This is a genomic window from Acidovorax sp. Root219 (assembly GCF_001428665.1).
Lineage (GTDB): Bacteria > Pseudomonadota > Gammaproteobacteria > Burkholderiales > Burkholderiaceae_C > Acidovorax.
Window position 1 is genome coordinate 119,601 of record NZ_LMIJ01000013.1, and the last position, 23,463, is coordinate 143,063.

24 protein-coding genes are annotated in these 23,463 nt (G+C 67.1%); 6 read left to right on the forward strand and 18 right to left on the reverse strand.

From position 1 onward, the window contains the following. Positions 1 to 10: 10 nt before the first annotated feature. Together ASE28_RS15670 and ASE28_RS15675 are read right to left on the reverse strand one after the other, a co-directional pair. Positions 11 to 880, reverse strand: a complete 870-nt coding sequence (locus ASE28_RS15670) for an HDOD domain-containing protein (RefSeq protein WP_057267422.1) — start codon at positions 878 to 880, stop codon at positions 11 to 13. Between the two features lie 139 nt (positions 881 to 1,019). Then, positions 1,020 to 1,967, reverse strand: a complete 948-nt coding sequence (locus ASE28_RS15675; RefSeq protein WP_057204247.1) for a LysR substrate-binding domain-containing protein — start codon at positions 1,965 to 1,967, stop codon at positions 1,020 to 1,022. 124 nt (positions 1,968 to 2,091) lie between these two features. Between ASE28_RS15675 and ASE28_RS15680 the strand changes: the two genes are divergently transcribed. Continuing rightward, positions 2,092 to 2,736, forward strand: a complete 645-nt coding sequence (locus tag ASE28_RS15680) for an FMN-dependent NADH-azoreductase (RefSeq protein WP_057267423.1) — start codon at positions 2,092 to 2,094, stop codon at positions 2,734 to 2,736. Positions 2,737 to 2,810: 74 nt separating this feature from the next. Here ASE28_RS15680 and ASE28_RS15685 read toward each other — a convergent pair whose 3' ends face one another. The 12 genes from ASE28_RS15685 to ASE28_RS15740 all read right to left on the reverse strand — a co-directional run bounded on the left by ASE28_RS15685 (position 2,811) and on the right by ASE28_RS15740 (position 15,412). Then, a complete protein-coding gene (locus tag ASE28_RS15685; protein WP_057267424.1) occupies positions 2,811 to 3,359 on the reverse strand; it encodes an NADPH-dependent FMN reductase in 549 nt (182 codons plus the stop codon). A gap of 171 nt (positions 3,360 to 3,530) precedes the next feature. Further along, a complete protein-coding gene (locus tag ASE28_RS15690; protein WP_200963951.1) occupies positions 3,531 to 5,612 on the reverse strand; it encodes a family 2A encapsulin nanocompartment cargo protein cysteine desulfurase in 2,082 nt (693 codons plus the stop codon). Positions 5,613 to 5,621: 9 nt separating this feature from the next. After that, positions 5,622 to 6,554, reverse strand: a complete 933-nt coding sequence (locus ASE28_RS15695) for a family 2A encapsulin nanocompartment shell protein (RefSeq protein WP_057204241.1) — start codon at positions 6,552 to 6,554, stop codon at positions 5,622 to 5,624. A gap of 80 nt (positions 6,555 to 6,634) precedes the next feature. Further along, positions 6,635 to 6,907 carry a helix-turn-helix domain-containing protein gene (locus tag ASE28_RS15700; protein WP_057267425.1) on the reverse strand — a complete coding sequence of 91 codons (273 nt, stop codon included), beginning with the start codon at positions 6,905 to 6,907 and terminating at the stop codon, positions 6,635 to 6,637. Further along, complete coding sequence (epsC, locus tag ASE28_RS15705) at positions 6,904 to 7,839, reverse strand: serine O-acetyltransferase EpsC (protein WP_057267426.1); 936 nt, start codon at positions 7,837 to 7,839, stop codon at positions 6,904 to 6,906. The genes ASE28_RS15700 and epsC overlap by 4 nt, the downstream gene beginning before the upstream one ends. Before the next feature lie 59 nt (positions 7,840 to 7,898). Continuing rightward, positions 7,899 to 8,390, reverse strand: a complete 492-nt coding sequence (locus ASE28_RS15710) for a rhodanese-like domain-containing protein (RefSeq protein WP_057267427.1) — start codon at positions 8,388 to 8,390, stop codon at positions 7,899 to 7,901. 218 nt (positions 8,391 to 8,608) lie between these two features. Continuing rightward, positions 8,609 to 9,391, reverse strand: coding sequence for a 3-hydroxybutyrate dehydrogenase (locus ASE28_RS15715; RefSeq protein ID WP_057204234.1), 783 nt, complete (start codon positions 9,389 to 9,391; stop codon positions 8,609 to 8,611). Between the two features lie 37 nt (positions 9,392 to 9,428). Beyond that, a complete protein-coding gene (locus tag ASE28_RS15720; RefSeq protein WP_057267428.1) occupies positions 9,429 to 10,187 on the reverse strand; it encodes an acetoacetate decarboxylase in 759 nt (252 codons plus the stop codon). 93 nt (positions 10,188 to 10,280) lie between these two features. Beyond that, positions 10,281 to 11,444 (reverse strand): patatin-like phospholipase family protein, encoded by a 1,164-nt coding sequence (locus ASE28_RS15725; RefSeq protein WP_200963952.1) that lies wholly within the window; start codon positions 11,442 to 11,444, stop codon positions 10,281 to 10,283. A gap of 239 nt (positions 11,445 to 11,683) precedes the next feature. Beyond that, on the reverse strand, positions 11,684 to 12,928 hold the full coding sequence (gene solA, locus ASE28_RS15730; protein ID WP_057267430.1) for an N-methyl-L-tryptophan oxidase: 1,245 nt from the start codon (positions 12,926 to 12,928) through the stop codon (positions 11,684 to 11,686). A 121-nt stretch (positions 12,929 to 13,049) separates the two neighbouring features. Then, on the reverse strand, positions 13,050 to 14,213 hold the full coding sequence (locus ASE28_RS15735) for a hypothetical protein (RefSeq protein ID WP_082608091.1): 1,164 nt from the start codon (positions 14,211 to 14,213) through the stop codon (positions 13,050 to 13,052). A 239-nt stretch (positions 14,214 to 14,452) separates the two neighbouring features. Continuing rightward, positions 14,453 to 15,412: an ADP-ribosylglycohydrolase family protein gene (locus ASE28_RS15740; protein WP_057267432.1), complete on the reverse strand. Its 960-nt coding sequence runs from the start codon at positions 15,410 to 15,412 to the stop codon at positions 14,453 to 14,455. Positions 15,413 to 15,494: 82 nt separating this feature from the next. Between ASE28_RS15740 and ASE28_RS15745 the strand changes: the two genes are divergently transcribed. Next, positions 15,495 to 16,190: an NUDIX domain-containing protein gene (locus ASE28_RS15745; protein WP_057267433.1), complete on the forward strand. Its 696-nt coding sequence runs from the start codon at positions 15,495 to 15,497 to the stop codon at positions 16,188 to 16,190. Positions 16,191 to 16,196: 6 nt separating this feature from the next. Here the strand turns inward: ASE28_RS15745 and ASE28_RS15750 are convergent, their stop codons facing one another. The 3 genes from ASE28_RS15750 to ASE28_RS15760 all read right to left on the reverse strand — a co-directional run bounded on the left by ASE28_RS15750 (position 16,197) and on the right by ASE28_RS15760 (position 19,426). Further along, positions 16,197 to 17,138, reverse strand: coding sequence for a CysB family HTH-type transcriptional regulator (locus ASE28_RS15750; RefSeq protein WP_057267434.1), 942 nt, complete (start codon positions 17,136 to 17,138; stop codon positions 16,197 to 16,199). Between the two features lie 270 nt (positions 17,139 to 17,408). After that, positions 17,409 to 18,206, reverse strand: coding sequence for a MetQ/NlpA family ABC transporter substrate-binding protein (locus ASE28_RS15755; protein WP_057267470.1), 798 nt, complete (start codon positions 18,204 to 18,206; stop codon positions 17,409 to 17,411). A 128-nt stretch (positions 18,207 to 18,334) separates the two neighbouring features. Then, positions 18,335 to 19,426, reverse strand: coding sequence for a DUF6817 domain-containing protein (locus tag ASE28_RS15760; protein WP_057267435.1), 1,092 nt, complete (start codon positions 19,424 to 19,426; stop codon positions 18,335 to 18,337). Between the two features lie 115 nt (positions 19,427 to 19,541). On the opposite strand from ASE28_RS15760, the gene ASE28_RS15765 reads away from it, so the two are divergent. Together ASE28_RS15765 and ASE28_RS15770 are read left to right on the forward strand one after the other, a co-directional pair. Beyond that, positions 19,542 to 20,144 carry a helix-turn-helix domain-containing protein gene (locus tag ASE28_RS15765; protein ID WP_057267436.1) on the forward strand — a complete coding sequence of 201 codons (603 nt, stop codon included), beginning with the start codon at positions 19,542 to 19,544 and terminating at the stop codon, positions 20,142 to 20,144. After that, positions 20,141 to 20,680, forward strand: a complete 540-nt coding sequence (locus ASE28_RS15770; protein WP_057267437.1) for an N-acetyltransferase — start codon at positions 20,141 to 20,143, stop codon at positions 20,678 to 20,680. Before ASE28_RS15765 ends, ASE28_RS15770 begins: the two co-directional genes overlap by 4 nt. A 3-nt stretch (positions 20,681 to 20,683) precedes the next feature. On the opposite strand, the gene ASE28_RS15775 is transcribed toward ASE28_RS15770, so the two are convergent. Further along, the gene (locus tag ASE28_RS15775; RefSeq protein ID WP_057267438.1) at positions 20,684 to 21,598 is read right to left on the reverse strand and encodes a LysR family transcriptional regulator; all 915 of its coding nucleotides are present in this window, start codon (positions 21,596 to 21,598) and stop codon (positions 20,684 to 20,686) included. 70 nt (positions 21,599 to 21,668) lie between these two features. Between ASE28_RS15775 and ASE28_RS15780 the strand changes: the two genes are divergently transcribed. Beyond that, positions 21,669 to 22,526 (forward strand): DMT family transporter, encoded by an 858-nt coding sequence (locus tag ASE28_RS15780; RefSeq protein ID WP_057267439.1) that lies wholly within the window; start codon positions 21,669 to 21,671, stop codon positions 22,524 to 22,526. Positions 22,527 to 22,556: 30 nt separating this feature from the next. Next, positions 22,557 to 23,351 (forward strand): N-acetyltransferase, encoded by a 795-nt coding sequence (locus ASE28_RS15785; RefSeq protein ID WP_235516136.1) that lies wholly within the window; start codon positions 22,557 to 22,559, stop codon positions 23,349 to 23,351. Positions 23,352 to 23,463 lie beyond the last annotated feature (112 nt).

Genomic DNA, 23,463 nt, shown 5'->3' on the forward strand with positions numbered 1-23,463 from the left:
GGCGTGCAGCTCAGAAGCGCACGGCCTCGAATGCCGGATGCAATTCGTCCACCCAGTGGTCCAGCTCTTCTTCCGACACCGCCAGGTGGTCCATGCAGGCCTGGCCATACTGCAGCCAGTCGCGCGTGGGCTGCAGGTTGTCGTGGTGATTCACCAGGTACTCGGCCAGCAGGCCCAGGGCCACCAGGTGGCGCACCGTGGTGTTGAATTGTTCGTCCTGCAGGGCCGCAAAGTCGTGGTGCAGCCAGATGGCCTGGGCCACGTCGCCCGGCAGGTGCCAGGTGCGCGCCACGATGGCGCCCATCACCGCATGGTCGGTGTGGTGGTTGGCGTTTTCGGTCTGGGTGAAGGTGCGGTCCTTGCGGGCCAGGGCCTCGGTCACGGTGGAGCCGTAGCCGCGCACGGCCTTGACCAGCACCGGCATGCCCACGTGGCAGAACAGGCCGAAGCTGTAGCCCAGGCCCGGGTCGAAGCTGTAGAGCTGGCGCCCGATGTGCTCGCAGGCGATGGCGCGGCGCTGCGAGCTTTCCCAGAAATGCTCAAGCAGCGGCGAGCGCACCATGAGCGCGTTGCGCGTGATGAAGGCCGAGAGCAGCTCCACGGCCGGGTTCAGCCCGAGCACCGTGAGCGCCATGCCAATGGTCTGCACCGGCTGGGCCAGGCCGAACAAGGGGCTGTTGGCCTGGCGGATCAGGGCGGCGGCCAGGGCCACGTCGGACGAGGCCAGTTGCTCCAGCGCGCCCGAGTCGAGCTCGGGCGCGGCCACGATCTGCTGCAGCCGCACCAGGGATTCCGGGCACGGCGGTATCACGATGGCCCGCACGGACGGGTGGACGCGGGCCTTCTGGAGGTGGGTGTCGATGGGGTGGGAGGTTTTCACGGCGCGCCCTGGGCACCTGCGCAGGGTAGCGCGCAGGCAACCGGTCAGTTGCAACTGGTTGCATTGTGGCCTGAAAACGCCCGCTCGGCAGAGACCCGCGCGCCTGGCGGACTTCGCCACATGGCGTATTGCGCCAGTGTTATATACCTGCGCCGTCCAGCCCCGCTCCGCCATCGCGCGCCGTCAGGCTGTTGCGCCCCGGCATGGCCTCGCCCAGGTAGTCGAGAAAACTGCGCACCGCTGGCGACAGCCCGCGCCGCGAAGGGAAGACCGCGTGCACGATGGCCGGCGGCGGCACCCACTCGGGCAGCACGCGCACCAGGCGGCGCTCGCGCATCTCCTCGTGGCACATGTAGTCGGGCATCCAGCCCATGCCGATACCGGCCAGCACGGCGAACTTCAAGGTCAGCAGGTCGTCGGCCACGTAGCGCGGGGTGTGGTGTACCACCTGGTGGGCGCCGCCGGGCCCCATCAGGTTCAGGGTGGCGCGGCCATCGGGGGCCGACATGGCCACGCTGTCCATGCGCGAGAGGTCTTCGAGCGTGGTGGGCGTGCCCTGGCGTATCAGCAGGTCGGGGCTGGCCACGAGGATGGTGCTGGTCATGTCCAGGCGCTTGACGACCATGCTGCCGCTGTCCTCCAGGGAGGGGCGCACACGCAGGGCCACGTCGATGCCCTCCTCCACCACGTTCACGGCGCGGTTGCTGACCATCATGTCCACCCGCACCTCGGGGTAGCGCGCCAGGAAGGGGGGCATCATCTCGGCCAGCACTGTCTGCGCCAGGGTCACCGGGCAGCTCACGCGCACGGTGCCGCGCGGCACCGTCTGCACCTGGGCCACGGTGTCGGCCGCCGCCTGGGCCGACTCGCGCATGGCCTGGCAGTGGCGCAGGTAGGCCTCGCCCACCTCGGTCAGCGAGAGCTTGCGCGTGGTGCGCTGCAGGAGCCGCACACCCAGTTGCGCCTCCAGATCCGACACGCGGCGCGAAAGGCGCGATTTGGGGATGCCCAGGGCGCGGCCGGCAGCGGCAAAGCCGCCGCGCTCGACCACCTCGGCGAAATACAGCATGTCGTTGAGGTCTTGCATAAAGTACATCGTTCTACTGATAGGACAATCTATCGCAAGTTCAATGCCTTATCAACAAACGAGTGCGTCTCCACAATTCACCCATGGCCACACGCTCTGGCTGCCACCCACAGGAGATTCCCTCATGCAACTGCTTCACATCGACTCGGCCATCACCGGCGAACAATCCGTTTCGCGCGAACTCACCAAGCGCATCGTCGCTGCCTGGAAGGCCGGCCACGCCAACACCATGGTGCAGTACCTGGATCTGGCTGCGCAGGCACCTGCCCACTTCACGGCCGACGCCATGGGCTTTCGCACCGGACAGGAAGCCTCGACCGATGCGCAGCGCACTGAAAACGCCCTGTCCGAAGCCCTGGTGAGCCAGTTTCTGGCGGCCGATGTGATCGTGATCGGCGCCCCGCTGTACAACTTCACCATCCCCAGCCAGCTCAAGGCCTGGATCGACCGCGTGGCCCAGATCGGCCGCACCTTCAAGTACACCGACAAGGGCCCCGTGGGCCTGGCCGGCGGCAAGACGGTGATCGTGGCATCGAGCCGTGGCGGCGTGTACTCCACCAGCGAAGGTGGCCAGGCCATGGAACACCAGGAAAGCTACCTGAAGGTGGTGTTCGGCTTCTTCGGCATCACCGACGTGCGCTTTGTGCGTGCCGAAGGCGTGGGCATGGGCCCTGACGCGAAGGCCCTGGCCTTTGCCAATGCCGACAAGGACATCGCAGCACAGACCGCCGTGCCCGCCAACCAGCCGCAAGTGGCACAAGCCGCCTGATCGGCAGGCCAACGGCCCCCAAAGCAAAACGCCGCCCAAAGGGCGGCGTTTCTCATGGTGCGTTCAGAAGACGCTCAGATGTGCTTCTTGACCCAGCCAACGTAGGCGTCCACCCAGCCCTGCAGGAACTTCTTGCTGCCCTCACCCACGTTGCCGTCGGCGTCGAACAGGCCTTCCTTGGCATGGATGAAGCCCTCGGGCTGGCCCAGCGTGGGCACATCGAGGTAGGCCAGCACGTTGCGCAGGTGCTGCTGCGCCAGCGCGGTGCCGATGGCGCCCACCGAGGCACCGATCACACCCGCAGGCTTGCCGCCCCAGGCGCTCTGGCCGTAGGGGCGCGAGGCGTGGTCCAGCGCGTTCTTGAGCACACCGGGGATGGAGCGGTTGTACTCGGGCGTCACGAACAGCAGGCCCTGGGCCGCCTTGAGCTCGCCCTTGAGGCGCACCACGGAAGCGGCCTGCTGGCCATCGTCGTCTTGGTTGTACAGCGGCAGGTCATCGATGCGCAGGTGGGTGAATTGGAAATCCGCCGGGGCCAGCCGCTCGATGGCGGTGGCCAGTTGGCGGTTGAACGAATCCTTGCGGAGGCTGCCGACGATGACGGCGATCTGGACATTGCTCATGAAAACTCCTTGTGAGTGGGACGACACGGAGAAAAGCACTGCGGGGCCTCTCAACCCCGCCGCACGAGGCGCTTGCCATGATAGCCACAGACCGTGGCCTGAGGATGAAGCAGGCTCAGCGCAATTGCTATATTTTGTATAGCAATTGCGCCAGAGGCCAAGACCTCTTACTTACCCTGCTCGCCGCTGCCCGGCCAGCCGCTGCACCACGGCCACCAGGCGGTTGATCTCGTCGAAGGTGTTGTAGAACGCCAGCGACGGCCGCACCGTGGTCTCCACGCCGAAGCGGCGCAGGATGGGCTGGGCGCAGTGGTGGCCTGTGCGCACGGCAATGCCTTCCTCGTTGAGCGCCTTGCCTACCTCTTCGGTAGAGTAGCCGGCAAGCACGAAGGACATCACGCTGGCCTTGTCGTCAGCCGTGCCGATGAGGCGTACGCCGCGGATGGCGCCCAGGTGGCGCATGCCGTAGACCAGCAGCTCGTGCTCGTAGCGCGCGATGTTCTCGATGCCCACGCGGTTCACGTAGTCGATGGCGGCGCCCAGGCCCACGGCGTCGGCGATGTTGCCGGTGCCAGCCTCGAACTTGTTCGGGATGGGTTGGAACACCGTCTTCTCGAAGGTCACGTCGGCAATCATGTTGCCGCCGCCCTGCCAGGGCGGCATGTCTTCGAGCACCGCACGCTTGCCCCAGACCACGCCGATGCCGGTGGGCCCGAAGACCTTGTGGCCCGAGAAGACGAAGAAGTCCGCCCCCAGGTCCTGCACGTCCACCCGCATGTGCGATACCGACTGCGCGCCGTCGACCAGGGTGGTAGCACCGGCCCGCTTGGCCAGCGCCACGATCTCCTTGACCGGCACCACGGTGCCCAGGGCGTTGGAGACCTGGGTGACGGCGACGATCTTGGTGCGGTCGTTCAGCAGCTTCTGGTATTCATCGAGCAGCACCTGGCCCGAGTCGTCCACCGGGATCACGCGCAGGCGTGCGCCCTTGGCGGCGGCCAGTTGCTGCCAGGGAACGATGTTGGCATGGTGCTCGAGGTTGCTGACGATGATCTCGTCGCCCTCGCCCACATGCTGCGCACCCCAGCTCTTGGCCACCAGGTTGATGGCCTCGGTGGTGCCGCGCACGAAGATCACCTCGTTCACATCGGGCGCGTTGATGAAGCGCTGTACGCGCTGGCGTGCGCCTTCGTAGGCATCCGTCGCACGCGCAGCCAGCTCGTGCGCCGCGCGGTGGATGTTGGAGTTCTCGTGCGCGTAGAAGTAGCTGATGCGGTCGATGACCGACTGCGGCTTGTGCGTGGTGGCCGCGTTGTCGAACCAGACGAGCTGGCGGCCATTCACGCGCTCCTGCAGCACCGGAAAGTCGCGGCGCACCGCATGCACGTCGAACGCCGGATGGGCGCTGCGGTCGGACTGGGGAACGCTGCGGTCGGCTGGGGTGCGGCCGGGCGTGGTGTAACCACCCGGCAACACCACCGCGTCGGCAAAGTAGAACCGGGGTTCGGTGGACGGCACGGTGCTGGGCACGCCGGTGCCGGCCGTGGGCGAGCCCACGCGCGGCACCTCGGGGGCCGCGAACGGCAGGCGCGCCAGGGCGTCGAGCCCGCCGGGAGCGGCGCCATGCCCGTCGGGCACGGTCAGCTTGGGCGCGCTGTCTGCCGCCAGCGGATGGCCGTGGCGATCACCGAGGAAGTAGAACGGCGATGCACCCTGGGCAGCCGCCGGAGCGGTCGGGCTGTGGGGCAAATCTGCTTGCGGATGCGCCGCCTGCGGCACGCCCAGCACGGCGCTGCCAAAGCGCGGCTCGTAGGCCGGCAGGGTGCTGATCACCGAATCAGGCACGCCGTTGCCCGCCACCGCATGCGGCAGCAGGGCCGGCGCGCGGTGCGCCAGCGATGCCAGCGGCGTGGGCGAGGCAGGCACCAGGTTGGCACCCGGCACCAGCCCTTGCGGGATGGGCGTGCCGGGTACGCCGGGGCCGAAGCCCGCGGGGCTGACCAGGGGCGAGCCGGCCGGTGCGATGTTGACGGGCGCCTGCACGCCAGGCGGCAGCGGTGTCGCCTGCCCCACCCCGGGCAGCGAGCCCGATGGCGTGGACGGCAAGGCACCCGCTGGCCCAACGAAACGGGGTTGCTCGCCGGGGGCAGCGGCAAACAGCGCCGTCGCCAGGCTGGCCAGCAGCGCCGTATCGATGGGTGGCTGCAGCGTGGCGGGCACGCCGGCAGGGGTTGGGGAAGAAGTGGTCACCACGCGGCCGCTTTACTTGTAGGTGTCGGGGTAGTCGTGGTACTTGTTGATCTCCACGTCGTCCAGCACGGCCAGGGCGTCGGGCGTGAGCACGGCCAGCGAGCAGTACAGCGAGATCAGGTAGGAAGCGATGGCATGGTTGTTGATGCCCATGAAGCGCACCGACAGGCCGGGGCTCTGCTCGCCCGGCAGGCCGGGCTGGAACAGGCCGACCACGCCCTGGCGCTTGTCGCCCACGCGCAGCAGCAAAATCTTGCTCTTGCCGTCAGCCACGGGCACCTTGTCCGAAGGGATCAGCGGAATGCCGCGCCAGGTGATGAACTGCGAGCCGAACAGACTCACCGTGGGCGGCGGCGTGCCGCGGCGCGTGGCTTCGCGGCCGAAGGCGGCAATCGCCAGCGGGTGGGCCAGGAAGAAGGCGGGTTCCTTCCAGACCTTGGTGAGCAGCTCATCGAGGTCGTCCGGCGTGGGAGCGCCGGTGAGCGGGAATACGCGCTGCTCTTCCGTCACCTGGGCCAGCAGGCCGTAGTCGGGGTTGTTGATGAGCTCGCTTTCCTGGTTTTCCTTGATCGTCTCGATCGTCAGGCGCAGCTGTTCCTTGATCTGGTCGTGCGGGCTGCTGTACAGGTCGGAGATGCGGGTGTGCACGTCGAGCACGGTGCTCACGGCGTTCAGGAAGAACTCGCGCGGGTTCTCTTCGTAGTCAACGAAGGTGCGCGGCAGCTGGTTCTCTTCCTCGCGGGCAGTGCAGGTGACCTTGATCAGCTCGGGGTTCTTGACCGTGTTGAGGCGGTAGATGCCTGCCTCGACCGGCACCCATTGCAGCAGGTGCGTGAGCCAGCGCGGCGAGATGGTCGAGAGTTGTGCGGTGGTCTTGGTCGCGTTGGCGAGTTGCCGTGCTGCGTTGTCGCCAAGAGCGGTCGTGCCGCCCACTGTTGCCGTCATGTGAGGCTCCGTATCTGAAGAAAGGTGAGAAGAAACTGAAAAGGGATTCCCGACCAGTGTCCGATGCAGGGGCTAGCGCTTCAACATGCTATAGCCGCCAATCGCACGCCTTTGGGCCCGTGGGTACTGCTCAGTTCGTCGCAATGGCCGAGCAAGGTCGCGCTGCTCACGCCCAGGGCCTGCGAGAGCTTGTCGATGGTGACCAGCGAGGCGATCGCCCGGCCGCGCTCGATCTCGCCCACGTAGGACCGGTTCAGGTCGGCGTGTTCGGCCAACAGCTCCTGCGACCAGCCGCGCGCTTCGCGCAGGCGCCGCACGGCCGTGCCGAAGCTGCGCACCAGCACATCGCTCATGCCGCCACCGTTCCCGAAGACTCGCCGTTGCGGCTGGCATCGTGGCGCGACAGGGCCTGCGTCACGTTGCCGCCCGCAGGCACGTCGTGCGTGATCCAGACATTGCCGCCGATGGTGGCACCGCGCCCCAGCGTCACGCGGCCCAGCACCGTGGCGCCGGCGTAGATGACGACGTCGTCCTCCACCACGGGGTGGCGCGGCAATCCCTTTTGCAGGTGCCCGTCATCGTCGGTGGGAAAGCGCTTGGCGCCCAGCGTGACGGCCTGGTACACGCGCACGCGCTCGCCGATCACCGCCGTCTCGCCGATCACGACGCCCGTACCATGGTCGATGAAGAAGCCCGCGCCGATCTGCGCGCCGGGGTGGATGTCGATGCCGGTGAGTGAATGGGCCTGCTCGGCCACGATGCGTGCCAAGAGCGGCAGCTCCAACTGGTACAGCCGGTGTGCCAGGCGGTGGTGGATCATGGCCAGGATGCCGGGGTAGCACAGCAGCACCTCGTCCACGCTGCGCGCGGCCGGGTCGCCGTGGTAGGCGGCGAGCACGTCGCTGTCGAGCAGGCTGCGGATGTCGGGCAGCGATGCGGCGAAGCTGCGGGCCGCCTGCACGGCGCGTTTTTCGATGTTCTGCTCTTCCACCGGCTGGTGGCGGTGCACGTAGCGCAGCTCCAGCCGGATCTGTGCCAGCAGGCCGTGCAGGGCCGCGTCCAGCGTGTGGCCCACGTAGAAGTCCTCGCTCTCCTGGCGCAGGTCGGGCGGGCCCAGGCGCATGGGAAAAACCACGCCCTTGAGCTGCTCCACGATGTCGGCCAGCGCATCGCGCGAGGGGAACTCGCGCCCGCCGGGCTCTTGCGAGCGTTTTTGCAGGCTGCGCCAGTCGCGGCGCACGGCGTGCAGCGACTGCACGATGGGTTCGATGTTGAAGACGGCCATGGGAAGATGTGGGGTGCAGTGGTTCAGTCGTGGGATCGGCCGTGGCAGCAGGGGTCAGGCTAATCCTGAATCCAGGGCAGGCCGTGAAAACGCCAGCCATCCGAGCCGCCGCGCTGCTGGCGTTCGTCGATCTCGCCCTCGAAGCCTTCGAGCACGTTGAAGACCTGGGTGAAGCCGGCCTTGGCCGCCGCTTCGGCTGCCAGGGCCGAGCGCTTGCCGCTGCGGCACAGCAGCAGCGCCGTGGCCTCCTTGCCGCCATGGCTGGCCAGGCGGGCTTCGAGCTCGCGCACGAAGCGCGGGTTGCGCTGCAGAGCCGTGCCCGTGGCCCACGGTACATGCAGGCTGTCCGGCACATGGCCGACGAACTTCAACTCTTCGGCGGAGCGCACGTCCACCAGCACGGCGTCGCCAGCGGACACGAGTTTCCACGCCACGGTGGGCGACACACCGCCCGCATAGGGCAGGCCAGAGGCCAGAGCGACCGAGCGGGCGGATTCCAGTTCCTGTGCGAGCAGGGTATCCTGGGTGTCCCGGATGGCGGATGAAGACATGGAGGGGTCCTTGAGGCTAGGTTTGGCAGCCCTCTTGTGTGGGGCTGCTATGAACGTGCACCCACTTTAAAACCCTTCCCATAAAACCCAAAAGAATAAAAACTGGTTTCTATAAAACCAAATCATCCTTTGGGTGGGCTGACAGGGAGCCTTCCGGCCGCCTGTCACGCCCCTGCGGCCGACGCAGGCTGATCTTCACAGCCTGTGCGCGCTACGGATCACTGCATGAACCAGCCGTGGCTCACCACCAGCGACTGGCCGGTCAGCGCGTTCGTCGGGAAGCCCGCGAACATCAGCGCGACCTGGGCCACGTCGTCGGTAGTGGTGAACTCGCCATCCACCGTTTCCTTGAGCATCACGTTCTTCACGACCTCCTCTTCGGTGATGCCCAGGGTCTTGGCCTGCTCGGGGATCTGCTTTTCCACCAGGGGGGTTCGCACGAAGCCTGGGCAGATGACGTTGGCGCGCACGCCGTGCTTGGCGCCTTCCTTGGCCACCGTCTTGCACAGGCCGATCAGGCCGTGCTTGGCGGTGACGTAGGGCGCCTTGAGCATCGAGGCCTCCTTGGAGTGCACGGAGCCCATGTAGATCACGCTGCCGCCCCGGCCCTGGGCGTACATATGCTTCAAGCAGGCCTTGGTGGTGAGGAAGGCGCCGTCCAGGTGGATCGCCAGCATCTTCTTCCAGTCGGCGAAGCTGAATTCCTCGACGGGGTGCACGATCTGGATGCCGGCGTTGCTGACCAGGATGTCGATGCCGCCAAAGGCGGCCACCCCCTCCTCGACCGCCGCGTTGACCTGGTCTTCGCTCGTCACGTCGACGGCAACGCCGATGGCCTGGGCGCCCGTGGCCTTGAGTTCGGCGGCCGTCGCGTCAGCGGCCTCCTTGTTCAGGTCGGCGATGACGATCTTGGCGCCCTGCTTCGCGAACACGATGGCGATTTCCTTGCCGATACCGCTGGCCGAGCCGGTGATGAAAGCGACCTTGTCCTTGAGCTGCATGAAGTTTCCTTGTGTGGAGATGGAGGGAGAGAGCGAATCAATACTTCGCGTCGAGATAGTCGTATTCGACTGTACCGAGCGCCAATGTCATGTCTGCAATGAAGTGCACGGCCGATTCGACCTTCAGCACGGGCAGGTCGGCCACGGGCGCCAGCGCATGGGGATGCAGCTCCAGCGAGGCGGGCGCGGTCCACGCGCCATGCAGCGTGACGTCGACCATGTGGTAGCGCACCAGTTCGCAGATACGTGTGGTGCCGTCCACATGCGGAATGATCTTGAGCAAGAAGTTGGGCTGGGCGATGCCCGCGAGAACCGGGCCAGGCGGGAGCGCCTGGTGCTTGAAACCCATCGTAGCCGTGGCCACGCGCACCTTGCCGTAGTCCAAGGTGCCGACCACCACATCGGTTTCATAGTCGAACACCGGCGACGCCAGCTTTTTCGGGAAGCCCCAGAGTTCGCGCCCGCCGGCGATGGGCGGGTGGTCGTTGAGGTACATGGCGTGCACATAGGCGCCCTGCTCCACGCCCTTGTCGGTGCGCAGTTGCACGGGAATGACCTGGCCGGATTCGGTGTAGTCGCCGAAGCCGGTGGAGTCCGGCATGCGGATGAACTCGTACTTGACCAGTGGCTCCACCACTTCAAGCGGCTCGGGCACCACGGCTCGCAGGGCATCGAGGTCGGTGCGGTAGGTGATGACCATGAACTCCCGGCGCATGAAGCGGTAGGGCCCCGGCGCAAATGCCGGGCTGGTGAGCGGCATGGCAAAGGCCTGGCGCCTGACGTCGTCGATCTTCATGGTGTGGAACTCCCTTGCAATCCGTTGAAGGCAGATACCAGTCTTTGCGCCAAGACTTAGGCCCCGCTTAAGCGGACCTGGCACGAGCAGAACTCACGGCACCGGCTGGGCCCTGCGTGGCTGGCTTCCCCGGATGTCGAGTGCCGGACGGCGCACGCGCAGGGCGCCGGGCTCGCTCAGGTCGAAGGTGGTCACGCCGTACTGGGTTTCGCTCTGCAGCCATTCGGGGTGCGACAGCGTGGTGCGCATGTCGCGCATGCCTGCCTCCCAGTGCTCGTTGACCGTGGTGCGCGAGAACTCGTAGTCCTTGGAATCAAGTTCGTAGTGCTTGTTGCGGTAGATGAGGTGCACGATGTCGATGGGCTTGTGCGTCATCTGCGCGCACAGCGCGGTCACGCTCGGGTCGTCGCGCAGTTGCGGCGGCAGCTTGTCGATCAGATCGGCCAGCGCCTGCTGCAGGTTGACGTTGGCCGACAGCGCATCGGTGTTCATGCGCGTGCGACTGGAATAGGTGATGTCCTTTTGCCGCTGCGCCACCTCCGACAGGGTGCGGGGCATGGTGCCGCGCGCACTGAACAGGTCGACCTGCAGCACCACCAGGGGCCGCGTGCGTGGGTGCACGTCGAGCACGTACTGCAGTGGTGTGTTGGAGACGATGCCGCCGTCCCAGTAATCCTCGCCATCGATGTGCACGGCCGGAAAGCCGGGCGGCAGCGCCCCGCTGGCCATGATGTGCTCGGCGCGTATCGTGTCCGTCATGTTGTCGAAATAGACCGAATTGCCGGTGCGCACGTTTACCGCGCCCACGCTCAGGCGCATGCTGCGATGGTTGATGCGGTCGAAGTCGATCAGCCGCTCCAGCGTGTGCTTGAGCGGTGCTGTGTCGTAGTAGCTGATCACGGGCGCTGCGGCACCGAGCAACAAGGCCGGGTCCAGGCGTGGCTTGAAGAAGCCCGGAATGCCGAACAGCACCGCCGTCGCCGCGCTCCACTGGTTGAGCGCCGTGCGTTCGCCCGCAGTGCCCGGCACCTGCTGGCCAAAGCCTGAGGAGACCTGGTGCCAGAACTCGCGCAGTCGTTCGACGCGGTGCTCTGGCGCGTTGCCTGCGATCAGGGCCGCGTTGATGGCCCCGATGGATACGCCTGCGACCCAGTCGAGGTGCTGGAACTTCTCGAAAAGGGCTTCATAGACGCCCGCCTGGTAGGACCCCAGCGCCCCACCCCCCTGGAGCACCAGCGCCCTGTCGGCGGAGCTCATCTCGATGCCCGCCGCAGGCCTTCTGCCCAATGCCGGCTTTGCCTTAGCCCGTTGTTTCGTCGCCATGGATGCCCATCTGAAAAGGGGTGGGTTGCACAGGATTTCCCATCGGTGAACCGGAGAAATGTGCGCCATGGCGACGTTGAACAACGTCCCCGCGTTGGCGCGTGCCTTGGTCAGAGGGGCACGGGCGCCCAAAGTTCAACGGCCGCCCGGCGCGCCCTGCTCCTGGTGCCGCTTCAGGCTTGGGTCTGCAGCTGCTGCCGTGGATTCCCGCCGTCCCCTGCAGTACCAAGCCCGCGCACCGCATGGCCGAAGGGCCGCAGGTCCACACCGCCCGCTTCGCCCAGCACCTGCTGCGCCAGGGCCTCACCCACCGCAGCCGAATGTTTGAACCCGTGCCCGGAGCATGCCGAGGCCACATGAACGCCCGACCACCCTGGCAGGCGGTCCACCACGAAGCCATGGTCCGGCGTCACCGTATACAGGCAGGCCCGCGCATCGGTACAGCGGGCACCTGGCGCATGAAAGCGCGGCAGCACATAGCGCTGGAGCATCGAATCCTTCTCGGCATCTGCCACCGCGCGGTCCACCGTATCGGGCGTGGTGGTCTGCAGGTACTGCGCGGTGGCCACCTTGAAGGCCGGAGCGCCCGCGTCCGCGACCGGAAAGCCGTAGATCGAATCGTCCGGCCCGTCGCGGAAGGTCCAGATGAAGACCGGGAACGCCCCGGGCTCGAACGATGGTGTAGCGGCCCCCACGTCGAACCAGAACATCACCTGGCGGTACACCGAGAGTTGGGGCGCCCAGGCATGCTGCAGCTCCTGGCCCAGCAGGCCCGGCAGCCACGGGCCGGCGGCCAGCACCACCTGGCCTGCACTGTAGCTGCCCTGGGTGGTCACCACGCGCCAATGTTCGCCCTCGCGTACGAGGCCTGTCACGCGCACCCCCGTCTGCACGGTGGCGCCATGCACCTGGGCCTGTTGCAGCTGGGCGCTGATGGCCGCCTCGGGCCGCACGAAGCCGGCGTCGCGCTCCCAGTAGGCAAACTCGTTGTCGTTGAGCTGGAACTGCGGGTAGCGCCGGCGCAGGTCGGCATGGTCCAGCACCTCGTGCTCTATGCCATGGCGGCGCGCAATCTCGATGGTGCTGTGCACGAAGTCGAGGCGGCGCCCCTGGTGCAGCGGCGCCCCGTCACGCGGCCCGAGCACCAGGCCATGCGTGCGGGTGTAGATGGATTGGCCCGTGGCCGCCTCCAGTTCGCGCCAGATCTCGTGCGAGCGGCGCACCAGGGGCACGTATTCATCGCCCTCGCCCACGGCCAGCCGCGTGATGCGGGTCTGGCCGTGCGAGGAACCCAGGCTGTGCGGCGGCTGGAACTGGTCCAGCCCGAGCACGCTGGCACCCCGTCGGGCCAATTGGTACAGGGTGGCGGAGCCTACGGCACCGAGGCCGATGACGATGGTGTCGAAATGATGGGGCATGCGGAGTCAGGCCAAAAGACAAGGCACGAGCTTAAACGCCTGGCCGCCCCCTTCCAACGCCACATATCGCATGAGTTCATGACGAAATCACTGTCAGTCATCACTTCGCAGTGCACGGCCATCACTGCGGCCAGATCTTGCCCTTGCTCACAAAGCCACCGGTGCTGGTCTTGTAGCCGAAGTGCACCTGCACGTTGAACGCGCGCAGTTCGGCGTCCGTGAAGTCCAGCGCGGGCGTGAACTTCAGGCTGGCGGCGTTGGCCACCTGGCTGGCGAAGGCGATGCCCTCTACATCGGCCGGTACCTGGCTGGCCCAGGAGCCGTTGGCCAGGCGGAAGAACCAGGCATCCGCCGGGAACGACAGGCCGTTGGCCGGAACCAGCGCCGCGACCCATGCGCTGATCTTCGGGTTGGCAGCCACATCGGATGCCGCCTGCGCCAGCGTGATGTCCAGCCGCAGCGGCTGGCCGGCAGCGGACGCCACCGAGGTGGCCACCGTGGACGGGACCGGCAAGGTCGTCGCATTGGCCGGCGGGGTGACCGTGCTCGTGCCCGTCCCTGCACCACCCGGGCTCGATGCATCCACCGGATCGGGATAGGTGCTGGTGGTCCAGACGATCTTTGCATAGCCGGCCGCGTACTGGGCCATGTCCACGTCGATGGCTCCTTGCACGTCGTACAGCGGGGCACCGCTCAGCTGGCGCACGTAGAGCCAGTTGCCTTCGCTGGTGCTTGCCCGGTTGGCACCGAGCTGGCCGCCCACGAAGCGCAAGGTGCCGCCGCCGTCGTGCACCACGAGCTGGTCGGTACTGCGCTCATTGACTAGGCGCGAGAACGCGCTGTCGATGCGCTCACCGCTCTGGGCTTTCTGGTACTCCGCCCCACTCAGGGCCGCCTCGCGCACCGGCGCCGAGCCGTAGCGCAGAACGAAGGCCGATTGCGTACGCTGCGCCGCATAGCCCGAGAACATGAACGAACGCGTCCCTGCGGGGATGAAGATCTTGAATTCCTTGTACTGCAGCTGGTAGCCGGTGAACTCGGGCAGCGCCAGCGATCCGCCGCCCGGAAACGCGCAGCCGCCCGTGGCATAGCCGATCACGCAGCCAGTGGCGCCTTGCGGTGCGTACTGCTGCTTGAAGCCGACCTTGGTATCGAATTTGTAGTTGTAGGAGCCGGCCGCCGGGGGCAGCGCAATCCTGAGCGCCGACTGGTGCAGCGAGACGAAATTGGCCGCCTGGGCAAAAGGCGCCACCGCAGCCAGCAAGAAAACAGCGAGAGACCGCATGGGATGCATCCTGAAAAAATAGACAGGGACCAAGAACGAAATGAAAGAATTAGCGGCATGCAGGTGGCCGTGAAACATGCTCTCAATGCCTTGTTTCCGGGCGCAGCTTCCACCGAGGTCTAGCGTACCCCGCTGCGGCCAGGACGATGGGCCGAAAAGCGGGAGGGCACGGCCGCTTATCCGAGCGTGGCGGGTGTCGGCGGCCAGCCGGGAGCCAGGAAGCCTGTGATGGACACGGCCTACACCGGCACGGCCCGCCCGTCCCTGTGCAGCAGCCCCGCCGCCATGTCGCCGATCTCCTTGCCCATGAACAGCTGGCTGCGCCAGTGCGCGGGAATGCCCTCGATGCCGTAGAACGCGCCCGCCACCTGCCCGGTGATGGCGGCGGTGGTGTCGGCATCGTCGCCCAGGTTGGCGGCTGCCAGCACGGCATCGGCAAACGATTCGGTAGTGGCAAAGCACCACAACGCCGCCTCGAGCGAGGCCACGCAGTAGCCGCTGCCGCGGATCGCGTCGCGCGGCTTGGCGCGGTACTGGCCCGCCGCGATGCTGCGCACCGCAGGACAGGCCAGCCCCTCCTGCGCCACGGCCAACACCTCCATCCTCGCTGTCTCGCCGCGCGGGGAGTCGGCCGAGAGGGCATTGGCAATCACCTCGGCCAACACGCTGCAGCACTCGACCGCCTCGGCCGCGCCGTGCGTGGTCTGCGAACTGAGCCGCGCCTGGCGCACAACCGCCGGCATGTCAGGGAAGTAGCGCAGCACCACGGGCGCCAGTCGCATCAGCGAGCCATTGCCTGCGGTCTGGGGATCGGTGGAGCCGGCCATCGGCTCGCCGTTGGCCATGAAGCGCGACAAGGCACCTTGCACGGTGATGCCGATGTCGAAGCAGGTGCCGGTAGGGCTGGGGTAGCCCCAGCGCCACCAGTTCAGATAGCGGCGCATCTGGTCTTCGGCATCGAAGCCGCCGCGGTGCAGCAGGCTTTGCGCCAGGCAGATGGCCATGGAGGTGTCGTCCGTCCACTGGCCCGGCGCCAGGCGAAACGGGCCACCGCCCACCATGTCGGCGAGGGGTTCGAAACTGCCGCGCGGGCTGAACTCCACCGTGGTGCCCACGGCATCGCCGCAGGCCAAGCCGACAAGGCAGCCCCGGTAGCGGCTTTCCAGATGGTCTCGTATGTCGTTGAAATCCGATGGCATAGGCCCTCCTACTTAGTTTCATTGATGAACTTATGATAGTTTCATTAAAATACTAAGTCAACCAGCCGCCACAGAAAACGACATGCCCAAAACCTCTGCAGAAACCCCGTTCCCGCCCGTCATCTGCACGGTGGACGTGGTGCTCATGGCGCTCAAGGACGATGCCCTGCACGTCGTGCTGCTCAAGCGCAAGAACCCGCCCTTTGCTGGCGCGCTGGCCCTGCCGGGCGGTTACATCCACGCGCAGGAAGACCGCACGGCCTGGGATGCGGCGGCGCGCGTGCTCCGCGACAAGACCGGCATCGTGAGCCCGTACCTCGAACAGCTGGCCACCTACTCCGGCGCCGATCGCGACCCCCGGGGCTGGTCGGTCTCCGTCGTCTACTACGCCCTGGTGCCGGCGGAGCTGCTGCCCGCCGACCGCGAGGGGATCGCGCTGGCGCCGGTGGCAGCACTGCCCGCCCTGCCCTTCGACCACCAGGACATCGTGGCGCTGGCCGTGGAGCGCGTGCGCGCCAAGAGCCAGTATTCCTCGCTGCCGGTGTACCTGTGCGGCGAGCGCATCACCCTGCCACGCCTGCAGGCGGTGTACGAGGCGGTGCTGGGCGAGCCCATCAACAAGGTGAGCTTTCGGCGCAAGATCGACGAGCTGGACATGCTGGAACCCATCGCGGGCGAGCAGGAGACCGGTGGGGCGCACCGGCCGGCGCAGATCTACCGCCTGCGCGAAGAGTATCGGCGCGCGCTGTCTACCGTACAGCGTGGCATCAACTCCTGAGGGAAATTACTCCAGCGGCGTGCCGGTGGCACGCACCGCCTTCTCCACCGCCTCGCGCTGCAGCGTGGGTGCAAAGGTCTCGATGAAGCTGTAGGCGTAGCCGCGCAGCCAGGTGCCCTTGCGCACGGCCAGGCGGGTGACGTTGACCTCGAACAGGTGGCGTGCGTCGAGCATGCGCAGCTGGCGGTCGCGCTCGGGGTCCACGGCAATGGAGGCCACGATGCCCACGCCCATGCCCAGCTCCACATAGGTCTTGATCACGTCGGCGTCCATGGCCGAGAGCACGATGTCCGGGCGCAGGCCCTCGCGGGCAAAGGCCTCGTCGATGTGGGCGCGGCCGGTGTAGCCCAGCTCGTAGGTGATGATGGGGTACTCGGTGAGCTGCTGCAGCGTCACGGGCTCGGTCAACGCCAGCAGCGGGTGCTCGGGCGGCACGACGATGCTGTGCGTCCAGCGGTAGCACGGCAGGGTGACCAGTGCGTCGTAGTGCGCCAGGGCTTCGGTGGCCACACCGATGTCGGCCTCGCCGCTGAGCAGCATCTCGGCCACCTGCTTGGGCGAGCCCTGGTGCAGGTGCAGCGAGACCTGCGGGAACATGGCGCGAAAGTCGCGCACCACCTGCGGCAGGGCATAGCGCGCCTGCGAGTGGGTGGCGGCAATCGACAGGCGGCCTTCGTGGCTGGCACTGTAGTCCTGCCCGGCGCGGCGCAGGTTGTCGGCGTCGTGCAGCAGGCGCTCCACAATGGGCAACACCGCTTCGCCCGGCGGCGTGAGGCCCGTGAGCCGCTTGCCGGCACGCACGAAGATCTCGATACCCAACTCCTCCTCCAGCTCGCGGATCTGGCGGCTCACGCCCGGCTGCGAGGTATAGAGGATGTTCGCCACCTCGGTCAGGTTGAAGCCGCTGCGCACGGTCTCGCGCACGGACCGCAGTTGCTGGAAGTTCATGGAGTGTCTCTATCGTTTGTGTCGGCAGGCGGATGGAACGCGCGGCCCCGGCTAGTGTTCTGTCCCGTCAATAGATGCCAAAAATAAATCCGATGGATTTCGGGCCAGTGCAAGGCGCAAACCGCAGCGATAGCTAGTGCTATCGCGAGGATTTGCAACGCGGCCCTGGCGTGAAAGACGCGGTTTTATTGGCATTTATTTACGGGACAGGACACTAGGAGGTCACCAATGAAAAAGGGCGGCACCTGGCCGCCCCTTCGCTTGCCAGGCTCAGAAGCCTGGCAGGACCGATCCCTTGAACTCGGTCTGGATGAACTTGCGCACCTCCTCCGAGTGGTAGGCCTTCACCAGCTTGGCGACCCAGGGCTTGTCCTTGTCGGCTTCGCGCACGGCGATCAGGTTGACATAAGGGCTCTTGGCGTTTTCTTGCGCAATCGCATCCTTGCCCGGGTTCAGGCCGGCCGACAGCGCGAAGTTGGTGTTGATGGCCGAGGCGTCCAGGTCGTCGAGCGAACGGGGCAGTTGGGCGGCATCGAGTTCCACGAACTTGAGCTTCTTGGGGTTGCTCACCACGTCCAGCGGCGTGGCCTTGAGGCCGGCGCCCTCGCGCAGCTTGATCAGGCCCTTGTCCTGCAGCACCAGCAGCACGCGGCCGCCGTTGGTCGGGTCGTTGGGGATGCCGAACTTGGCGCCTTCCTTGAGGTCTTCGAGCTTCTTGACCTTCTTGGAATACAGGCCGATCGGGAAGTTGACGGTCTGGGCAACGGAGACGAGCTTGTAGCCGCGGTCCTTGACCTGGTTGTCCAGGTAGGGCTGGTGCTGGTAGCTGTTGCCGTCGAGGTCGCCAGCTGCCAGGGCGGCGTTGGGCTGCACGTAGTCGCTGAACTCGACGACCTGGATCTTCAGGCCTTCCTTCTCGGCGACCTTCTTGACCACCTCGAAGATCTGCGCGTGCGGGCCGCCCGTCACGCCGATCTTCAGGGGCTTGTCCTGCGCCATGGCGCCCGTGGCGAAACCGGTGGCGAGGGCCAGGGCAAGGGCGGACTGCAGGAGGGAGCGCTTGTTCACGGAAAACACCTTTCGTTATGAGATGTTTCCACTATAGGGTTTGCCCTTTAAAACTCAAAAGAATAACTTTTAATTACCTTAGGTTTAATTGATATAAAGACATCAGCAAGCGTCAACCGCCCTGCCCCTCAACCCCTCAGCGCCACGTTGTTGAGCTTGTCCAGCCGCTCGGGCCAGGTGCCCTCGGTGGCCGACTGGTGCAGGATGCGCGTCCATGCCACCCAGGCATCCCACTGCACGCGCTTGTCCCAGGAGTTGCCCCAGGCACTGAACTGCTGCAGCGCGCTGGCGGCAGCCGCCGCAGCGTCTGCATTGCGGCCAGCGGACAGGTACAGCTGGGCCAGCACCATCTGCGGCTCGCCCACCCAGGGGTTGTGGCGCACCGCGCTCTCGAGCACGGCGGTGGCCACGTCGAGGTCGGCCAACGGCTGGTCCTGCTGGATCACCGACCAGTACAGCGAGGTGGCAGCCGCCTCATCGGTAGCCGACAGTGCGGCGGTGCAGTCGTTGAATACGGGCGGCGTGGGCAGCAGGCCCTTCAGGCCCGGGTGCTGCAGCGCCAGCCCCAGCGCATTGATCTGGTTCACCATGCGCCCGCTGGGCCGCATGGGGCCGGGCCAGAGCGATGCCGCCCAGTGCACGGCCTGCGGGCGCTGCTGCACGGCGGGAAAGCGCGAGTAGATGTCGTCCTGCCAGCTGAACCACTGCTCGATGGTGTCGGCCATGCTCACGATGATGAAGGCCGCCACCTCATAGGGGGTGAGCACGTGGGGCGTGCCATCCTTCTCCAGCACCAGGCTGCCATCGGCCTCCAGCGCACCGGCCAGCACGCGCTGCACGAACTGCGTGCGCGACTGGGTGCAGAACAAGTAGACCAAGTGCTCGGCCGATTCGCCTGCGATCTCGCGCACGCGGGCGCGCTCCTTGGCGGGGTCGAACTTCACCAGGTCCACGAAGGCGTTGCCATACACGCTGTGCAGCAGGCCCAGGAGGCGCACATCGCGCGGCTGCTGCCACATGGCCAGCGAACGCGCCACGCCCACCAGGTGGTGGCGGAAGGTGCCGGCCTTGTGCCAGTCCTGCCCCACATTGCGCGCCAGCACGGTGGGCAGCGCGGGGGCCAGGTCGGCGTCGCGGGCCAGCCACTCCTCGTCGAGCAGGGGCAAAGCACGGGCCAGCAGGTCGGCATCGAGCGGTTGGAATGGCAGCGTCGTCGTCACGGTGTCTCCTTCAATTCTGGATGTTCTCGTTGCCAAGTATCGCCGCTCAGCGAGGCCATGGGATGTGCACACACCATTCCAACATAATGGATTAAATATCCATTAAACTGGAAACATGGACATCCACACCCGCATTGCCCAGCGTTTGCGCGAATTGCGCGACGCGCGCGGCTACTCCCTCGAAGCACTGGCCGAACGCAGCGGCGTGAGCCGCTCCAACATCTCGCTGATCGAGCGCGGCCAGAGCAGCCCCACGGCCGCCGTGCTCGACAAGCTGGCCATTGGCCTGGGCGTGGCATTGGCTTCGTTCTTCGATGATGCAAGTGCCCAAGCGGCCGAACCGCCCGCGCCCCTGATCCGCGCGGCCGACCAGCCCGCGTGGCAGGACCCGGCCTCGGGCTATGTGCGGCGCCGGCTCTCGCCGCCTGCGCCGTCGCCGCTGCAACTGGTGGAGGTGGTGTTCCCTGCGGGCCGGCGCGTGGCGCTGGATTCGGCCGTGCACGAGGCCGACATCCACCAGCAGGTCTGGCTGATCGAAGGCGCCATGGACCTCAGCGTGGGCGAGACCACCTGGCATCTGCAGGCGGGCGACTGCCTGGCCATGCGCCTGAACCAGCCCATCGTGTTCCACAACCCGAGCCGCCACGACGCACGCTACCTGGTGGCGCTCGCCACCCTGCCCTTCCCCTCACCCGCCCCCACCCGGAGAACCCCATGAATGCCACCACCGACACCCCCATCACCGTGCGCCGCCTGGGCGCCGACGAGGCCGCCGCCAGCGCCGAAGCCCTGGCCGAGGTGCTGATCGACTGCGTGCAGGGCGGCGCGTCGGTGAGCTTCATGGATCCGCTGCCCCGCGACAAGGCCCTGGCCTTCTGGCGCGGCGTGGCCGACGGTGTGGCGCGCAATGAGCGCGTGCTGCTGGTGGCCGAGGATGCGGTAGAGGGCATCGTGGGCACCGTGCAGCTCATCACCGCCATGCCCGACAACCAGCCCCACCGCGCCGACGTGGCCAAGATGCTGGTGCACCGCAAGGCCCGCCGCCGGGGCGTGGCCCAGCGCCTGATGGCCGCCGTGGACGACGCGGCGCGCAGCGCAGGCAAGCGCGTGCTGGTGCTGGACACCGTGACCGGCGGCGATGCCGAGCGCCTGTATGAGCGCGCGGGCTGGCAGCGCGTGGGCGTGGTGCCCGACTACGCGCTGATGCCCGATGGCGCTCTGTGCAGCACGACCTATTTCTACCGCCACCTCTAGCCCTCAAGCCCGTAAGGGCCCAGGCGAGGCAAAGGACTCCAGCGCCTGCTGCACGGCCTGGATGGCCACGTCGTGCTCCTGGCTCTTGCGCCGCGCCAGCCCCAGTTGCCGCAGCAGCGGTGGATGCAGGGGGCACACCTGCAGGCCCGCGTTGTCGGGGTCGCTCCCGGTCACTTCGGCCTGCTCCAGCGGCAGCACGGCGGCACCCTGCCCCGCTGCCACCAGGCTGCGCAGGGCCAGCGGGTGGTTCAGCTCCAGGCGCGGCCGCGGGCTGAGCCCGGCCTGTGCGAACCAGGCCGCGATCAGGCGGTACATCTGCGTGGCCGGGCCGAACGACATCCAGCGGTGGGAGGCCAGCCATTCGGCGCTGATGCGCTCGGGCGCCTCCCAGCCCGGCGGCAGCAGCGCCACCATGGGGTCGCTGCGCCAATGGACCACCTGCACCTGGCCGGTGGTGGCCTGCGGCAGGGCGACGATGGCCAGGTCCAGCGTGCCGGCCGCCAGGCGGGCCATGGCCTCGGAGGAACCGAGCACGTCCAGCGCCACATCCACCCCCGGGCTCTGGCGCGCCAGCACGTCGAGCAGGCGCGGCAGCAGGTGCGCGCTGACGCCCGCCGTGGTGCCCAGCCGCACCAGCCCTTCGAGCCCCTGGGCGCGGCGGCGCACCTGCTCCACCACCTCATCGGCACCGGCCAGCAGGCGGCGCCCTCCGGCCACCAGGGCCTCGCCCGCAGGGGTGAGGCTGGCCTGCCGGCGCCCGCGCACCACCAGCGTGGCACCCAGGCGCGACTCCAGCTCGCTGATGTGCAGGCTCACCGTGGGCGGTGCCAGGTGCAGCGCCTGCGCTGCGGCGGCCAGGGTGCCCAGGTCGGCAATCGCGATCAGGGTCTGCACCTGGTCGAGGTTGAGGTTACGCATCAGAAATCCTGAATTCAGCAGTCATTGAATTCAACTTTACAGATGTTTGGGGCAAAAGCACCATGCCCCGATGCTCACCAACGACGTTTTTCTCATCGTGCTGCTGTCCGCAGCCCTCAATGCCGGCTGGAACAGCGCCATCAAGATCGGCGGCGACCGCATCACCGCCATGGCCATCACCACGCTCATCGGCAGCGCGCTGTCGCTGCTGGTGCTGCCCTGGGTGGCCTGGCCCGGGCCCGAGAGCTGGCTGCTGCTGGGCGCGTCCATCGCCATCCATACCGCCTACCACTTCGCGCTGCCCCTGGCCTACAACCATGGCGACCTGGGACAGGTCTACCCCATCGCGCGCGGCTCTGCACCGGTGATGGTGATGCTTGGAGGGGCACTGTTCGCTGGCGAGTCGCCCGGACCTGGCGCCTTGGCAGGCGTGCTGTGCCTGTGCGCCGGGGTGCTGTCGCTGGCGCTGCTCAAGGCCTCTGCGGGCAACGGCAACAGCAGCAGCCGCAAGGCAGTCGGCTACGCGCTGCTCACCGGCGCGCTCATCGCGGCCTACACCGTGGTGGATGCGCTTGGCGCCCGGCAGTCCGGCTCGGCCATTGGTTTCGCCGTCCTCATCACGCTGGGTGACGGCATCGCCACCGCACTCATCGTGCTGGGGTGGAAGGGGCGGCGCGCCTTCGCGGTGGACCGCCGTGCCCTCTGGCTGTGCGCAGCCGCCGGAACCATGCAGATGGGCGCCTACTGGACCGCCGTGTGGGCCCTGGCGCGCGCGCCCATGGGCCAGGTGTCTGCCCTGCGCGAAACCAGCGTGCTGCTGGTGGCGCTGGTCTCGGCCTGGCTGCTCAAGGAGCGGGTGGGGCCGGGGCGCATCGTGGCGGCGGGGCTGGTGTTTGCGGGCATCGTGGGCATCCGGCTCGGGTCATAGCGCGGTCGCCTGCGGTTGGTATAAATGGGCATGTCCCTTGCAATGCCCATGGCCATCGCGGCCCAGTCCACGTCGGTTGGCCCCGAGACCATCCGCGCCCTTGAAGAACGCGCCTTCAACGCCTGGCCCGCGCGCCAGAGCGTGCTGCATGGCGGCTGGGTGTTCCGCCTGTCGGGCGGCTTCACCAAGCGCGCCAATTCGGTGAACGCGCTTGCATCGAACGCATCCTTCAGCGGCGTGCGCGCTGCGGCCGAGGCGCTGTACATACGCCACGGCCTGCCGCCGGTGTTTCGCATATCGCCGCTGGCCCCTGCTGCCGCCGACCAGGAGCTGGCCAAAGCTGGCTACACGTACTTCGATCCTTCTTTGGTCATGGCAACCGCCGGGTTGGATGCGGCGCAGGCCCATGCGTGCGTGAAGATCGAAACCACCCCCACGGCCGCGTGGCTGGATGGCTTTGCCGCAGCCAATGGTGTGGCGGCGCAGAACCACGCGGTCCACCATTCCATGGTGCATGCGATCGCCCTGCCCTGCGCCTTTGCCACGCTGCATGACGGCGCAGGTCGAACCATGGGCTTCGGGCTGGCGGTGCTCGAACGGGGGGCCATCGGGCTGTATGACATCGTGGTGGATCCTGCCCTGCGCGGGCAGGGGCATGGCAGTGGCCTGGTGCGCGCGCTGCTGCAGTGGGGGCGTGATGTGGGGGCGGGGTCGGCTTATCTGCAGGTGCGGGCGGTCAATGGGGTGGCTCAGCGGTTGTATGCGGGGCTGGGGTTTGGCGAGGTCTATCAGTACCACTATCGGATTCCACCCGTGAAGGGCTGATGGACTGATATCGAGGGTTGCCGCATGCCTTTGCTGGCGTCGGAGGCCCGGGTGTGCGCCCGGCGGCGCACCTACCTTCTTTTGCTTCGTCAAAAGAAGGTAGGCCAAGAAA

Coding starts and splice junctions, on each gene's coding strand:
- ASE28_RS15725 (WP_200963952.1), bottom strand. CDS start 11,444: ATGAGCTCCGCCGACAGGGCGCTGGTGCTCCAGGGGGGTGGGGCGCTG.
- ASE28_RS15765 (WP_057267436.1), top strand. CDS start 19,542: ATGGACATCCACACCCGCATTGCCCAGCGTTTGCGCGAATTGCGCGAC.
- ASE28_RS15720 (WP_057267428.1), bottom strand. CDS start 10,187: ATGAAGATCGACGACGTCAGGCGCCAGGCCTTTGCCATGCCGCTCACC.
- ASE28_RS15700 (WP_057267425.1), bottom strand. CDS start 6,907: ATGAGCGATGTGCTGGTGCGCAGCTTCGGCACGGCCGTGCGGCGCCTG.
- ASE28_RS15675 (WP_057204247.1), bottom strand. CDS start 1,967: ATGCAAGACCTCAACGACATGCTGTATTTCGCCGAGGTGGTCGAGCGC.
- ASE28_RS15715 (WP_057204234.1), bottom strand. CDS start 9,391: ATGCAGCTCAAGGACAAGGTCGCTTTCATCACCGGCTCGGCCAGCGGT.
- ASE28_RS15775 (WP_057267438.1), bottom strand. CDS start 21,598: ATGCGTAACCTCAACCTCGACCAGGTGCAGACCCTGATCGCGATTGCC.
- ASE28_RS15750 (WP_057267434.1), bottom strand. CDS start 17,138: ATGAACTTCCAGCAACTGCGGTCCGTGCGCGAGACCGTGCGCAGCGGC.
- solA (WP_057267430.1), bottom strand. CDS start 12,928: ATGCCCCATCATTTCGACACCATCGTCATCGGCCTCGGTGCCGTAGGC.
- ASE28_RS15740 (WP_057267432.1), bottom strand. CDS start 15,412: ATGCCATCGGATTTCAACGACATACGAGACCATCTGGAAAGCCGCTAC.
- ASE28_RS15745 (WP_057267433.1), top strand. CDS start 15,495: ATGCCCAAAACCTCTGCAGAAACCCCGTTCCCGCCCGTCATCTGCACG.
- ASE28_RS15695 (WP_057204241.1), bottom strand. CDS start 6,554: ATGACGGCAACAGTGGGCGGCACGACCGCTCTTGGCGACAACGCAGCA.
- ASE28_RS15710 (WP_057267427.1), bottom strand. CDS start 8,390: ATGTCTTCATCCGCCATCCGGGACACCCAGGATACCCTGCTCGCACAG.
- ASE28_RS15785 (WP_235516136.1), top strand. CDS start 22,557: ATGTCCCTTGCAATGCCCATGGCCATCGCGGCCCAGTCCACGTCGGTT.
- epsC (WP_057267426.1), bottom strand. CDS start 7,839: ATGGCCGTCTTCAACATCGAACCCATCGTGCAGTCGCTGCACGCCGTG.
- ASE28_RS15780 (WP_057267439.1), top strand. CDS start 21,669: ATGCTCACCAACGACGTTTTTCTCATCGTGCTGCTGTCCGCAGCCCTC.
- ASE28_RS15680 (WP_057267423.1), top strand. CDS start 2,092: ATGCAACTGCTTCACATCGACTCGGCCATCACCGGCGAACAATCCGTT.
- ASE28_RS15770 (WP_057267437.1), top strand. CDS start 20,141: ATGAATGCCACCACCGACACCCCCATCACCGTGCGCCGCCTGGGCGCC.
- ASE28_RS15735 (WP_082608091.1), bottom strand. CDS start 14,213: ATGCGGTCTCTCGCTGTTTTCTTGCTGGCTGCGGTGGCGCCTTTTGCC.
- ASE28_RS15685 (WP_057267424.1), bottom strand. CDS start 3,359: ATGAGCAATGTCCAGATCGCCGTCATCGTCGGCAGCCTCCGCAAGGAT.